Here is a 13,459-nt window from a genome sequence, read left to right as displayed (position 1 = left end):
GTAGGGGACTGGTTATGTAGCTCGTTGACCTATTACGTGCCTGACCTCCTCCGAGAAGTTACGTATCCTTGCGGATGATCTTGGGGGTGGGAGTTTGTCGGGAACCAGTGGCAGTGACCTGGAGATGGATCCGGTTGCGGTCAAGAACCTCACGGACGGTCTGCGTGCCGCGATCGGTGAGTTGCGTGAGTTCAGTGCGGCGGGGACCGCGGCGATCGGTGGCGGCTTCGGGAAGTTGGCCATGACCGGCATGGAGGCCGGTCACGGTCAGGTGGCCGGGGTGTTCGAGGAGCTCTGCACGCGCTGGGAGTGGGGTGTGCGCGGGCTTGTCCTCGGTGCCAGCGCTCTGGCGGCCGACCTCAACCTTTCGGCTGGGATGGTGTGGGAGGAGGACCAGTACCGCGAAGGAACCTTCAAGGTCGCTCTCAATTCCGTGGTCGGCAATCCGCACGCAGGCGAGGACGAGACCGAGCAGAAGTCCTGGGACGAACTCAGGGCGCCGTTGCGGCCGGAGGCGACGGAAGAGGCGCAGAAGGCCCGCGACGATTTCCAGCAGATCTGGGACCAGGCCAAGCGGGACTCGCTGACCAAGGGCCTCAGCGGCCAGATCGTCGAGGGAGCGGCCGACTACGCCGGGATGGACCGTGAGGCCCTCGACCGCGCCCGGGCCCAGGCGACTGAGGGTGGGAACTGATGGGACGCGACCTCGGCGAGTGGCTCGAGGCCGGCGGCGAGGCCCTGGGAGACGGCCTGGAATGGCTGGGCGACAAGACCGCGGACGGCCTGGAGAACGTTGGCTGGCACGACGGCGCCAACGGCGTCCGCACCGGGGCGAACGCCATCGCGAACCGCCTCGGAGTAGATGTCGGCGAATCCGAGCTCGGCCAGACCGATGACCCGAAGAAGCTGATCCACGGCAGTGCCTCCAAGCTCCGCGCCACAGCCTCCCACCTGACCGACTTCCAGGCAGCCTTCGACCTGACCGGACAAGGCCTCAAGGGCCTGGACGACGACGGCATCCAGGGCGCATCCGCAGAAGCCTTCCGGACCACGATCCACAAGCAGCCCCCGCGGTGGTTCGCGGCCGCGGACGCCTTTGAGACCGCGGCCGGTGCACTGAACCGCTTCGCGGACACCGTGGATTGGGCGCAGGGCCGCGCCCAAGAGGCACTCGACGAGTACAAGACCGCGGTGAAGACCTCGCAGGCGGCGCACGAGGCGTACAGCAAGTGGGTCGACTCGTACGAGACCGCGGTCCGGTCCAAGCAGGAACCCCTGCCGGCCCGCCCCATGGGCTTTACCGACCCCGGCACGGAGGGCATCAAGGCGGCTCGCGAGAAGCTGGCCGAGGCCCGTCGGCAGCGCGATGAGGCGGTCCGGTCGGTGGTTCAGGCGCTGGAGACGGTAAGGGATGCCGCCCCGCCGATGCCGTCGGCGAAGACGCAGCTGATGTCCGAGGCGTTCCGTATGGGTGTCGGCCTCGAACACGTCGGCGGCGGCATCGTGAAGGGCGCGGCGGGAGCGATCAGTTTCTTCCGCGCTGTCGACCCCGACGACCCATACAACCGCATGCATCCGACCGAGTACAAGATGCAGCTGAGCGGTTTGGGGGTCGGCCTCATGACGACCGTGAACGACCCCGCGACTGCGGGCTCCCGCATGTACGAGGCGTTCATGAAGGATCCCGAGGAAGGCGTCGGGAAGTTCATCTTCGAGGCCGCCACCTCGAAGGGCCTGGGAGCGGGCGCGAGCGCCCTCAGGAGGGGCGCGACCCTGGGGCGCCTGGCCAACGGCGAGCTGCCGAAACCGCCCCATCTGCCCGATGCCCCCGACCACAAACCCACCACACGGGAGAACCTCAACGAAGACAGGGCAGGCAACTCCCGTGAGCAGGACTGCAAGACCTGCCTCGACGACCCGGTCGACGTCGCGACAGGCCGGATGCTCCTGCCCCAGACGGATCTGGTCCTCCCGGGCTCACTCTCCCTCGTCTTCAGCCGGACCTTCGAGTCCTCGTACCGCTCGGGCCGCTGGTTCGGCCCCACCTGGGCCTCCACCGTCGATCAGCGCCTGGAGATCGACGCGCAGGGCGTCATCCTCGTCCAGCCCGACGGCAGCCTGCTGGAGTACCCGCACCCCGAACCGGCCGGCGCACCCGTCCTCCCCGCCATGGGCCGGCGCCTGCCCATGAGCCGCGACGCCGACGGCTGGTACACCGTCACCGACCCGGAAGCCGGCCTCGTCCGCCATTTCTCGGAAGACGGCCTCCTCTCGCAGATCGACGACCGGACGGGCTCCTGGATCGCCTTCACCTACGACGAGCACACGGGCGCTCCCCTCGCGGTCTCCCACAGCGGGGGCTACGAACTGCGCATGACCTCCGCGGAAGGCCGAATAACCGGCCTCTCCCTCGCCGACGGCACCCAGATCCTGCGCTACGGCTACACGGACGGCCACCTCACCGAGGTCACCAACTCCTCCGGCCGCCCCCTGCGCTTCGGGTACGACGTACTGGGCCGGATCACATCCTGGACCGACACCAACGACCGCCACTTCGACTACGTCTACGACGAGCGTCACCGCTGCATCGCCCAGTCCGGCACCAACGGCCACCTCAACGTCCGCTTCACTTACGAAGACGGCGTTACCACCCACACCGACTCCCTCGGCCACCGTACGCAGTACGTGATCAATGACAAGGCTCAGGTCGTTGCGGAGATCGACCCAGTCGGAGCCACAACCCACTTCACCCACGACAGCTACAACCGCCTGCTGAGCCGTACCGACCCTCTCGGCCACACGACCCGTTTCACTTACGACGAGCAGGGGCGCCTCACCACCGTTATCCGCCCGGACGGCCGGTTCTCGCGCGCGGAGTACAACGAAACGGGCTTCCCGGTGAAGCTGACCGCCACGGACGGCAGAGTGACGCAGCAGGCGTTCGACACCCTGACAAGAAAGCGCACATCCGTCACCGCACCCGACGGCACGACGACGAACTTCACCTACGACGCCCGCGGTCACCTCGCCACAGTGACAGACGCCCTCGGCCACACCACCACGATCCTCTGCGACCCGGCGGGTCTGCTTCTTCAGACTGTCGGCCCCACAGGCGCGACAACCCGATGGACCCGCGACTCCTTCGGCCGGCCCATCGCCGTCACCGACCCCCTCGGCTACACCACGCGGCTCACCTGGAGCACCGAGGGCCGCCTCCTCCAGCGGCAGAACCCAGACGGCAGCACCGAGTCCTGGGTCTACGACGGCGAGGGCAACTGTCTGACCCACACCGATGCAGCGGGCGGGGTAACGGTCTCCGAGTACGGCGAATTCGACCTCCTCACCGCCCGCACCGGCCCAGACGGCGCCCGCCACACCTTCAGCCACGACACCGAACTACGCCTCACGCGCGTCACCAATCCCCAGGGCCTGACGTGGACGTATGCCTACGACCCAGCAGGCCGCCTCGCCTCCGAGACCGACTTCGACGACCGCACTCTCACCTATGGCTACGACGCGGCCAGCCGCCTGATAACTCGCACGAACGCCCTAGGCGCGACCACCACGTACGAGCACAACACCCTCTCCCAGCTCTTGCGCAAGAACACGCCCGATGGCACCACCTCCTACTCCTACGACCTGTTCGACGAGATGTCCCGAGCCGTCTCCTCGGACGGCACGACCCTCACCCGCCATCGCGACCCCCACGGACGCCTCCTTGCGGAAACCGTGGACGGCCGCACCCTCTCCTACACGTACGACGCCCTCGGCCGCCGTATGGGCCGCATAACCCCCAGCGGGGCAGAATCGCGGTGGACGTACGACGCCACAGGCCGCCGCGCCGAACTCACGACCTCGGGCCGCACCCTCCAGTTCACCCGCGACGCCGCCGGCCGCGAACTCACCCGCACCCTCAACGATTCCCTCTCAGTCACCCACGCATACGACCCCCTTGGCCGGACCACCGAACAGCACGTCATACATCACGACGGCCGTACCCTCCAGCGCCGCGGCTACAGCTACCGTGCCGACGGAGCGGTCACCGCCATCGACGACGCACTCACCGGCCCGCGCACCTTCGCCCTAGACTCAGCCTCCCGTGTAACTGCTGTGAATGCCGCCAACTGGTCGGAGGACTACGCCTACGACGACGCCGGCAACCAGACCAGTGCCTCCTGGCCTACCCGCCACCCCGGCGCCGAAGCCCACGGCGCTCGCACCTACTCCGGCACGCGGATCACCCGCGCTGGCACCGTCCGCTACGAGCACGACGCACTCGGCCGCACCCTTCTACGCCAGAAGACCCGTCTCTCCCGCAAGCCGGACACGTGGCGCTATATCTGGGACGCGGAGGACCGCCTGGCGGCTGTCACCACCCCCGACGGCACACACTGGCGCTACCGCTACGACGCCCTCTCCCGCCGCACCGCCAAACAACGCCTCGCACCGACCGGCGAAGTGCTCGAAGAGACCCTCTTCACTTGGGACAGCACCACCCTCTGCGAGGAGACCACTGGTCAGGTCACCCTCACCTGGACCCACGACGGTCTGCACCCCCTCACCCAGGCGGAACGGCACCTCGGCACCACCGACGACCGCTTCTTCGTCATCGTCACCGACCTCATAGGTACCCCGAAGGAGTTGATCGACGAGTCTGGCCAAATCGCCTGGCGTGCCCGCTCCACCCTCTGGGGGTCCACCACCTGGACCCGCGACGCTACCGCCTACACCCCGCTTCGCTTTCCCGGCCAGTACTTCGATTCCGAAACGGGCCTCCACCAAAACTTCTTCCGCACGTACGACCCTGAAACGGCCCGCTATCTCACCCCAGACCCGCTAGGCCTCAATCCGGCCCCCAACCCGGCCACCTACGTCCACAACCCCCACAGCTGGGCCGACCCACTTGGTCTCGCTCCCGAGGATTGCCCCCCGGAGCCAGTCACGCTGTACCGCTCCCCCCACAGAGGAAACAAGGCTCTAGAGGCGGACGGACTCGAGCCTTCTCTTCACCCACCAACCGCCGAGGGTGGCCCTGGAACGGCCTATCTGGCCGAGAGCGAAAAGGTCGTACAGAGATACGCTGAACAGGGAATCATGGAAGATGGATACTATGAGTGGGTGATGAGGCCGGGATTTTTGGAGGCGTTCCCGCCGGGTGGTCATCCCGACGGGCCCAAGCTTAGGATCCCGCATGACGGTCGATCGGATGAATGGCAGTGGGTCATCAATCAGGCGGATATCCCTCACTTCAATTCGTTCATCCAGGACAAGAAATGGATCAACTTCTATCAAGGGTATCGTTGGGAAGATTGATGGCACGCGTGATGTAAAGTACTACCGTCTGTCTTCAAGTCGTTGATTTTTGTGGAGGTGAACATGGACCTTGACCCTGGTCAGGTGTGTAGGGGGGTAATTTCCGGCGTGGATGATTCCTGTTTGACTGTCACTCTCGACGGAGGGATGCATGGGAGGGTCTCTGCGGCCAACCTTTCATGGAAAAGAGTAGATCATCCGTCGCAAGTCGGTAGCGTCGGGGAAGAAGTCGCGGTCGTCTTCATGAGTTTCGACCCCGACCGAAATGATATCTCTCTTTCCATTAAAGATCTTACTGTCGACCCTTTCGTCGAATTTGCACGTACACAGCTGGGTGAGACCTGCCTCGGGCAGGTCGCTAAAATCACTCCCATCGGATTTTTTGTGCGCCTCCATTCGGGAATCGAAGGCCTTCTGTCAGGTTCTAGTCCGGCTGATGTGGGGGTCGGGCACGCTGAAATCGGTGATGAAGTTGCAGTCAGGGTCGACTACATCAACCTCCAGCGCCGACAAGTGCGTGTTTCGCTGGTCAATGGCGCAAATGAAGAACAGCAGGCACATCCGAGCTAGGCCGTGTTTCAGGGCTGTCCCACAAATGATCTCCGAGTTGTCTCGGGTGGGGTCGGCCGTCTCGTGGGGCCGCTCGCCTATCCGCCGAGGGCGAGGTTGTGCATCCGTGCGATGCCCAGCATGGCGCGGTGGACGCTGTTGCCGTTGAGGCGGCAGTCGCGGAGGATCTTCCAGGTCTTCATACGGGCGAAGACGTGCTCGACGCGGGCGCTGACCTGCTTGTGGGACCGGTTGTGTCCTTCTTTCCAGTCCGGGAGGCCGGCCTGGCCGCGCTCGCGGCGGTGCGGGATCACCAGGCCGGTGCCCTGGTAGCCGCCGTCGGCGATCGTGGTGGTGTTTCCGACGGCGGCCTTGGCGCCGGTTTCCTCCCAGCCGCGGGAGTCGTGCCGGTTGCCCGGCAGCGGCCGGCCGATCACCACGACAAGGCGGGTGACCGCGTCGATGACCACCTGGTGAGCGGTGGAGTAGCGGTAGCTCGGCCACGCTGTGGTCTCGGGTGGGCACGAGCGTGCCGTCCACGATGAGCACGGTGTCCTTGGCGAACCGCTTGCGCGGCTGAAGCGCAAGCATTGGCCCGAGGTGGTCGATGCGGTCCGCCGCCGACTTCGAGACCCCGAACAGAGAGCGAGCTGGCGCAGCGTCAAGTTCTTGCGCCAGTACACCGCCACCAGCAGTGCCCGATCCTCCAGCGGAAGGCTCCACGGCCGACCCTTGCGGACCTCATCCGCACCCTCGCGCCGCAGAACGGTTACGAGCTTGCCGAAGTTGCGCGGGCTCAGCCCGGCGAACGGGGCTATCCAAGACGGCTCAGACGCCGTGATCACACCAGCCACCGCTGGATCAGCTCAGTTGCAGACGTCGCTGGTTCCAACTGATCCTTTGCGTATTCGACGATCCGAGGGAGAACGACGTGGGGCTGACTCTGTTCCCGGGAGACGGAGATACCAACAGTCCCGACGTCGACTGGTCCTACAGCGGCTTCCCCGCGTTCCGGCGGCAGCTGGCGCGAGCCGAGGGGTTCGATCTCGACGAGATGTCGGGCTTCGGCGGGGAGCGACCCTGAGTGATGTATCCACCTCGCTCGAACCACTCCTCGATCGCCCCGATGACGGTGGAGGCAAGCCCTCGCCCACCGAATGCGCGGCGCTCCTGCCCCGGCTCGAGGCGATCGTCGACCAGTGGCGGAATGAGGTCGGCGCCCCTCAGACACACATCGACGCGGCCCAACAGCTGACGGTCGTTCTGCGGCTCTGCGTCGCGAAGGACGTCGAACTTCTCTTCCTCTGATGTCCGCGAAGCCGGGGTAGGTCGTCACGCTCCCGCAGTTACGGGACAGCCCCTTGACATCGATGATGACCTGCACGTTCGCCGAGAACCGGTAGTTGCGGGAGGAGGCGCCCACGGCGCGGTCGCGGACGGGGATGAGGGTGCCATCTACGATCCACAAGCGCTCGACGTCGGCAACAGGCCGTGGGGCAGGCTCCAGCGCCAGCAGCGGCCGCAGCCGCTGGATGACCCGACAGACCGTCGCCGAAGAGATCCCGAACAACGGGGCGAGCTGCCGCATGGTGAGGTTGGTGCGGTAGTACACGGCCACCAGCAGCACCCGGTCCGCCAGCGGCAGACACCACGGCCGGCCACCACCCGGGCCGTTCCCGCCTCGTTCCCGGACCACCTTCACCAGCTTCGCGAACCGGTCCATCCGCAAACCCGTGAACGTCTCCACCCACACCGACTCAGCCCTCAACACCCCACCCATACAGGAAAAATGCCCGGAGACGAGCCTTCTGCAACACCCTTTAGCCGCACCGCCCGGTGTGCCAGCGCCTCCACCTGGACAGTCGTCGTAGCCGGCCCGGCTCCCGCCTCGGATACCGTGTTCCTCTACGGGGTGCCATAACGGATGTGCGCCCCCCACCGGAGGTAGTCAGCGTATGAGTTCAAAGCGCAGCAAGAATCCAGCCCTGCCCGTACTTGACGACGCATTCCGACTCGCGTCGGTCAAGGACGCCGAAGAGTCCACCCGTGACTTGGCTGCGCGGCTGGCCACCACGGAGCTGCGCCGCGTTTCCCACCCGGGCCGGGTCACCTGGGAGCCCACCGATCAGGCCGAGCCCGTACCGGTCCCGCCGACTGTGGTCGACGGTGACGGGGACCTGTGGCTGCGGGACCGGGGCACTGGCACCTGGACCATGCCCGAGTTCAACCCGAAGGAGTTCCCGGCCCGCTGTGGCGAGGTTCTGACGTGGAACCAGCTTGCCCGCGAGTTCGGCCCGCTGACGGCACTGGCCGACGACCGCCGCATCGGCGGCGGCCGGCGCTGACCGCGCAGCCTTCTGGTGTCGGTTGAGTGCTGCGCAGAGTGCCTGTTTCTGAACCTTGGTCTGAGGCCACGCGCGTGACAGGGCAGGCGCAAGATCGTTAGCTGGGTATGAAAAAGCAACTTGCTGCCGTAGCAGTCGGACTCGCCGCGGCCCTTGTCGTTGCCGCGCCTGCCGTGGCCGACGCCGGAGACGGTCCCGCCGGAGTCGACCACGCAGACGGCGAGCGCCAGCAGATCACCCTGCACGACGTCAATAAGGACGAGGCGAACACCAACGGTATCGTCGACCTGGTCAGGGAGAAGGTCCTCCACGCCCTGTCCGGCGCCCCGAACCTCGGTTCGGGCGCGTTGGGTCCGGCGGGGGAGACTCAGCCCGGCTTCGCTGTGATGTCCGAGGCGGGGAGCGAGTCAATCGAGGACTGAGAGAGCGCGCCTTCGGATATGGGGACCCTTGGGAGCAGGGTCCCCGGGCCGCATTCGCGGCCGTCAGCGGCACCCTGTGGTCGGTTTGCCAGCCACCTTCGACCAGGGCGACAGAGGGCTGTGCGTCGCGCGTATTGCCGGATCGGGGCGGCCCTTCAGCCGCCGGCCGGGTAGCTCGACGGCCTGTTGTCGGTCAGCACCAGCGGGCAGCTCAGATGACCGCCAGGTGATCGCGCGTCGCCCACGGACCAGCAGGTGGCCCCGGCCCCTGCCCGCGACAGGGCCCGGGTCCTCAGCCCGCGTAGTCCTGGTGGTTGCGGACGTCGTAGCCGTGATTGCAGTCGGGGCAGAGGGTGAGGGCCTCGGGGTCGTCCGAGTGCCGGTTGGCGATGATGCCGCCGTCGCACTGCGGGTCGGTGCAGGCCATGAGGTCCTCCTCGGTCGGGGTCGTCGTCCTGATGGGCTCCGCCCTTCCCGGGTTGTGGCGCCCTCCGGCATCAGGGCGGCGGGCACGGCCCAGGAACCCACCCCGGCCACGACCGCACCCACGGCCACCACCGTGCCCAGCACTTACGCGGCCGGCCGCCACGCGGCAGCACACTGCCTCGACGGCCCGGGCCGGTCAGAAGACCATCGGCACCCACAGGCCGAGAGCGGCAGCCGGCGCGTACGCTTCCGTGGCCGACGCCCGCCTCGGTGTCCGCCTCGGTGTCCGCACCCGGGGCGGACTTCATGGCCTCATCAGATTCTTCACCTCCATTTCTCACCTCTTAATGCGGTCGAGGAAGCCGAGCACCCGATGGTTGACCTGCATCGCGGCCTGTTCGTCGTAGGACGGCAGGCTGCTGTCGGTGAACAGGTGCCTGTCGCCGGGGTAGAGGAACAGCTCCGCATCCGTCACCGTCTCGACGACCGCGCGGGCGGCGTCCGCATCACCATCCCCGACGAAGAACGGATCTGCGTCCATGCCGTGGATCTGAACGGGGACGTCCTGGGGCCAGGCCGCGCCGAACTCCGAGACCGGGACACACGCCTCGAGCAACAGTGCACCCTTTGCTCCGGGGCGAGTCTGGGCCAGCTTCTGCGCCGGCAGGACGCCGAGCGAGAAGCCAACATAGATGAGCTCCGCAGGCATCCCCTCGGCGGCGACGGCTCCGCGCGCGATGATGGTGTCGAACCCGACGCTCTCGGCATAGGCGGCGCCCTCCTCGAGGCTGTCGAATACCTGCCCTTGGTACAGATCTGGAGCGTGGACGGTGTGTCCGGCCCGTCGCAATTGCTCGGCGAAACTACGAACGCCGGCGGTCAGCCCGTGTCCATGGTGGAAGACCAGCACCTCAGCCATGTTGCTCCCCTCGTACTGCGGTGCCCGGGTGGCGCCGCGGCACGAGTATGGACCGCAGCACTGACATCCACTGGCCTCGGCCGGACAGGAGCAGGCCGGTGGTCCCTGTTCGGTGAGGCGGACTTCGAGGACGGCGACTCGCCGGTCTCGGAAGCGCAGGTTCGAGCGGGCGGCCTTCAGCCGCTCGTCGCTTGAATGTTGTGTTCTCGGTGGCGTTCCGTTGGGTGGCGTCCCCGGTCCATTCGGCCTGCGAGTCGCGGATCCGGCCCAAGAGTTCACGCTGCGGGTCCGCTGGGTGAGGATCTCGGCATGGGCGGCTTCAACGAGGCAAAGCTGACAAGTGGCACCGTTGCCTGTCGACTCAGGCGCAACGGCAGTCCTTTTTCGGTGACCGTGCTGCTATTTCCCGTGAACATCCACGGGCTCGTGGTCAGTCCACCGCGGGACCGGCCGATGGCATGGTCACCGGGCTCGCCAGCCGGGGCCCCTTTTGTGGGCCCCGGCCGCGTGCTGATGGGCACGAACGGCCGTGGAGTCCACCGAGACCGCTCAGTTCAGGTCCTCGTCGGCGTCAGCCTGGGCCACTAGCGTGGTGAACACGCGCTCCCACGTGCCATCGACGGCCCACATCCGAAGCCGGTTGTAAACGCCACGCCAGTTGCCGTATCTCTCGGGCAAGTGGACCCGTTGCGATCCGGTCTGGAACTTGAACGCGATCGCATAGGCGCCGTCCGCGATCACCGTCGTCCCGGCCGCCGCGGCCGGCAGGTCCGACTCCCGCCAGACGTGGGCATCGGCCTTGTTCCCGGGCGCCGGCCGGCCGAGGCGACGACCAGGCGGGTGTCCGCGTCGATGATGACCTGTACGTTCGCCGAGAACCGGTAGTTTCGGGAGGAGGCGCGGATCTTCCGGTCGCGGACCGGAACGAGTGTGCCGTCTACGATCCACAACCGCTCGACCTCGGCAACGGGCCGCGGGGCCGGCTCCAGCGCGAGGAGCGGCCGCAGACGCTGGATGACCCGGCAGACGGTGGCCGGTGAGATCCCGAAGAGCGGGGCGAGCTGGCGCATGGTGAGGTTCGTGCGGTAGTACACCGCCACCAGCAGGACCCGGTCGGGCAGTGGCAGGCACCAGGGGCGGCCACCGACCGGGTCCGTTTCCGCCTCGCTCCCGCACCACCTTCACCAGCTTCGCGAACCGATCCATCCGCAACCCGGTGAACGTTTCCACCCACACCGACTCAGCCCGCAACACCCCACCCATACAGGCAAAAGGCCCAAAACTGAGCCTTCTGCAACACCCTTAGCCACCAGCACGCCCCACCCGCCCCGCTCGCCCCATGACCGACATGAGGCGAGCGGGGCGCGCACTGCTGGGGGCGAAGCATCTGTTGGCATGGGGCGCGAAGCCGGGGGAAAATGGAAGCGTCCCATCACATGGGGAGCACGACATGACTGACCCCGTGGACAAGAGCGGTTCCAGAGACATCGAAGGACCGCAGGACCCACTCGTCGAAAGGCTCCGCCCCGACCCCTCGCGGCTGCCTGAAGCGGGGCTGACGATGCACGGGTTCCTGGGCGACAGCGATCGATCTGGCCGCCGAAGGCTCTACCTCACGACGAAGCTCGACTACTTCGTCGAGTTCTCCGTCGACGACGTCCTGGACAGCTCACGGATTCCTGCTGAGAAGGCGCCGTTCCCCGGCATCGAGGCCACCCGGGTCACGTTTCGGAAGGGCGCCGAGATCTCGTACACGCACAGCACGTCGGTACGTCCGCCGGACGAGTTCGATCTGGATCTCCGGCGTCGGCAACGCCCACGGCGCCCGCCCTCTCGGCGCTACAGGGCGGACGATGATGGCCTCCGAACGTGGCGGTGCGCGCATGACCAATGGACGAACACCGACTTCATGTTCGAGTGCCACTCGCAGCAGTTCTGGACCTGCACCTGCTACGACACGCTCGGTTCCTGTGTACCCACCTGCGAGCCGACGACGTGCGGGGGGTGCCTTCCATCCGACGGATGCGAAGACAGGACCATCAGCTGCATCGAGACGGCCTGCAGCCCGGCCTGCTGAGGCCGTACGGTGCCGTCGCACCACCCTGATCCGCCTCTGGGAGGCCAGATGCCGGAGTCCAGCACACGTGATCGGGGACTTCCCCCGTCCCGGCTCAGCGGTCTCGACGGACCTCGGCGAAGCGCGGCGCTGTTTGTCGCGCGCGATGTCGCCGTGCGTGCTGCTGACAGGAACCGGATCGCTCAGTCGCTTCCGCTCGCCCGCAGTCAGACGCGCTATCCGGAGTCGGTTCGCTGGAGCCCGTGGGGGCTCTCCGGGGGCAGCGCCGGGATCGCGCTGATGTGCTCATATCTCGATCAGTGCCTTCCTGGGGAGGGATGGGACGCGATCGGCCACGGATTCCTCGCAGAGGGGGCGGATGCCCTGGGCCGCAGGAGGCCGACGCACCCCGGACTCTTCGACGGGCTCAGCGGTTTCGCCTTCGCGGTGGACTCGCTGAGCCGGAACGGCGACCGCTATCAGCGCATGCTCAGGGCCGTCGACGAGATGCTCGCCCCACAGGCGTTCGCAGTCGCGGCGAGGTTGGGCATGGGCACGGACGGCATGCCGACGACCGCGTTCGACACCGTCTACGGGGCGAGCGGCGTGGCGGCCTATTTGCTGAGGCGCGATCCGTTCGGGGCGCTTCCGCGGATTCTGACCGCCCTGGTCCGCCGCTCCGAGCCAGATCCCCACGGCGCACCTCGATGGGCTACCCCGCCGGAGATGCTGGCCTCCGAGTCCCTGCGCCGCGCCTACCCGTCAGGACAACTCAACTGCGGGTTGGCGCACGGCATGCCCGGGCCCCTGGCAGTGCTGTCCCTCGCCATGAGCGCCGGCCACGAAATTCCCGGTCAGGCCGACGCGGTGCGCGCTCTCGCCCGATGGCTGCTGGCACACCGGGTCGACGACGCGTGGGGAGGGGGCTGGCCCGACGCCGTGCCGCTGACACCGGACGGCCGGGCGGCGCCCCGGCGCACCTCCGTCGCGACGCGAGGCGCATGGTGCTACGGAACCCCGGGGGTCGCTCGTTCGCTGTGGCTGGCCGGTGAGGCCCTGGACGACGACGAGCTGCGCCGCTCGGCGGTCGAGGGGGTGATGAGCGTGCTGCGACGCCCCGTTGAACTGCGGTATCTCAGCTCTCCCACCTACTGCCACGGCGTGGCTGGGCTGCTCAACGTCGTCCTGCGGTTCGCCCGAGAAGCCGCGTCGCACCCTCTCGAAGACGCGGTCACCGCGCTCGTTGATCAGCTTCTCGTCGATTACGACCCGGAGCTGCCGTTCGGATACGCCTCCTTGGAGGCCGGGGATGCCGCCGTGGACCGCGCCGGGCTGCTGGACGGTGCTGCCGGTGTCGCCATGGCCCTCATGGCTGCGGCTGTCGGCGTCGAGCCGGCCTGGGACCGGATGTTCCTTCTGTCATGACCGG

At 67.2% G+C, this 13,459-nt stretch carries 10 protein-coding genes and 3 pseudogenes; 8 read left to right on the top strand and 5 right to left on the bottom strand.

Annotated elements, in window-relative coordinates; genetic code table 11:
• Nucleotides 1-124: 124 nt before the first annotated feature.
• The 3 genes from ACIPUC_RS00250 to ACIPUC_RS00240 all read left to right on the top strand — a co-directional run bounded on the left by ACIPUC_RS00250 (nucleotide 125) and on the right by ACIPUC_RS00240 (nucleotide 5,883).
• Nucleotides 125-694, top strand: a complete 570-nt coding sequence (locus ACIPUC_RS00250; protein ID WP_446585938.1) for a hypothetical protein — start codon at nucleotides 125-127, stop codon at nucleotides 692-694.
• Nucleotides 694-5,313 (top strand): putative T7SS-secreted protein, encoded by a 4,620-nt coding sequence (locus tag ACIPUC_RS00245; RefSeq protein WP_446585937.1) that lies wholly within the window; start codon nucleotides 694-696, stop codon nucleotides 5,311-5,313. The genes ACIPUC_RS00250 and ACIPUC_RS00245 overlap by 1 nt, the downstream gene beginning before the upstream one ends.
• Nucleotides 5,314-5,376: 63 nt before the next feature.
• The gene (locus ACIPUC_RS00240; RefSeq protein WP_446585936.1) at nucleotides 5,377-5,883 is read left to right on the top strand and encodes a S1 RNA-binding domain-containing protein; all 507 of its coding nucleotides are present in this window, start codon (nucleotides 5,377-5,379) and stop codon (nucleotides 5,881-5,883) included.
• Nucleotides 5,884-5,960: 77 nt separating this feature from the next.
• Here the strand turns inward: ACIPUC_RS00240 and ACIPUC_RS00235 are convergent.
• Nucleotides 5,961-6,716, bottom strand: a pseudogene (locus ACIPUC_RS00235) (transposase).
• Between the two features lie 77 nt (nucleotides 6,717-6,793).
• On the opposite strand from ACIPUC_RS00235, the gene ACIPUC_RS00230 reads away from it, so the two are divergent.
• On the top strand, nucleotides 6,794-6,946 hold the full coding sequence (locus ACIPUC_RS00230; protein ID WP_446586794.1) for a hypothetical protein: 153 nt from the start codon (nucleotides 6,794-6,796) through the stop codon (nucleotides 6,944-6,946).
• A 282-nt stretch (nucleotides 6,947-7,228) separates the two neighbouring features.
• Here the strand turns inward: ACIPUC_RS00230 and ACIPUC_RS00225 are convergent.
• Nucleotides 7,229-7,642: pseudogene (locus ACIPUC_RS00225) on the bottom strand (helix-turn-helix domain-containing protein); the annotation flags it as partial.
• A 175-nt stretch (nucleotides 7,643-7,817) separates the two neighbouring features.
• Between ACIPUC_RS00225 and ACIPUC_RS00220 the strand changes: the two are divergent.
• A complete protein-coding gene (locus tag ACIPUC_RS00220; RefSeq protein ID WP_079403197.1) occupies nucleotides 7,818-8,207 on the top strand; it encodes a hypothetical protein in 390 nt (129 codons plus the stop codon).
• Between the two features lie 173 nt (nucleotides 8,208-8,380).
• Nucleotides 8,381-8,629 (top strand): hypothetical protein, encoded by a 249-nt coding sequence (locus ACIPUC_RS00215; protein WP_446585935.1) that lies wholly within the window; start codon nucleotides 8,381-8,383, stop codon nucleotides 8,627-8,629.
• A 292-nt stretch (nucleotides 8,630-8,921) separates the two neighbouring features.
• Here ACIPUC_RS00215 and ACIPUC_RS00210 read toward each other — a convergent pair whose 3' ends face one another.
• From ACIPUC_RS00210 to ACIPUC_RS00200, 3 genes and pseudogenes are all read right to left on the bottom strand, one after another.
• Nucleotides 8,922-9,056: a hypothetical protein gene (locus ACIPUC_RS00210; protein ID WP_446585934.1), complete on the bottom strand. Its 135-nt coding sequence runs from the start codon at nucleotides 9,054-9,056 to the stop codon at nucleotides 8,922-8,924.
• Nucleotides 9,057-9,392: 336 nt separating this feature from the next.
• Nucleotides 9,393-9,974 carry a dienelactone hydrolase family protein gene (locus tag ACIPUC_RS00205; RefSeq protein WP_446585933.1) on the bottom strand — a complete coding sequence of 194 codons (582 nt, stop codon included), beginning with the start codon at nucleotides 9,972-9,974 and terminating at the stop codon, nucleotides 9,393-9,395.
• A gap of 549 nt (nucleotides 9,975-10,523) precedes the next feature.
• Nucleotides 10,524-11,237 (bottom strand): annotated as a pseudogene (locus tag ACIPUC_RS00200) (transposase family protein).
• 187 nt (nucleotides 11,238-11,424) lie between these two features.
• Here ACIPUC_RS00200 and ACIPUC_RS00195 point away from each other — a divergent pair.
• The gene (locus ACIPUC_RS00195) at nucleotides 11,425-12,051 is read left to right on the top strand and encodes a hypothetical protein (protein ID WP_446585932.1); all 627 of its coding nucleotides are present in this window, start codon (nucleotides 11,425-11,427) and stop codon (nucleotides 12,049-12,051) included.
• Nucleotides 12,052-12,099: 48 nt separating this feature from the next.
• Entirely contained in the window at nucleotides 12,100-13,455 is a 1,356-nt protein-coding gene (locus tag ACIPUC_RS00190) for a lanthionine synthetase C family protein (protein ID WP_446585931.1), read from the top strand.
• The last annotated feature ends 4 nt before the right edge of the window (nucleotides 13,456-13,459 follow it).

It is taken from the genome of Streptomyces sp. LARHCF249 (assembly GCF_052871255.1).
The sequence above is the reverse complement of the archived record's forward strand: the minus strand, read 5'-3'. Positions and strand labels throughout refer to the sequence as shown.

Bases quoted from the DNA above. Each gene is read 5' to 3' on its own strand.
- ACIPUC_RS00250 (WP_446585938.1), top strand. From the start codon at position 125: ATGGATCCGGTTGCGGTCAAGAACCTCACGGACGGTCTGCGTGCCGCG.
- ACIPUC_RS00205 (WP_446585933.1), bottom strand. From the start codon at position 9,974: ATGGCTGAGGTGCTGGTCTTCCACCATGGACACGGGCTGACCGCCGGC.
- ACIPUC_RS00240 (WP_446585936.1), top strand. From the start codon at position 5,377: ATGGACCTTGACCCTGGTCAGGTGTGTAGGGGGGTAATTTCCGGCGTG.
- ACIPUC_RS00220 (WP_079403197.1), top strand. From the start codon at position 7,818: ATGAGTTCAAAGCGCAGCAAGAATCCAGCCCTGCCCGTACTTGACGAC.
- ACIPUC_RS00245 (WP_446585937.1), top strand. From the start codon at position 694: ATGGGACGCGACCTCGGCGAGTGGCTCGAGGCCGGCGGCGAGGCCCTG.
- ACIPUC_RS00195 (WP_446585932.1), top strand. From the start codon at position 11,425: ATGACTGACCCCGTGGACAAGAGCGGTTCCAGAGACATCGAAGGACCG.
- ACIPUC_RS00210 (WP_446585934.1), bottom strand. From the start codon at position 9,056: ATGGCCTGCACCGACCCGCAGTGCGACGGCGGCATCATCGCCAACCGG.
- ACIPUC_RS00190 (WP_446585931.1), top strand. From the start codon at position 12,100: ATGCCGGAGTCCAGCACACGTGATCGGGGACTTCCCCCGTCCCGGCTC.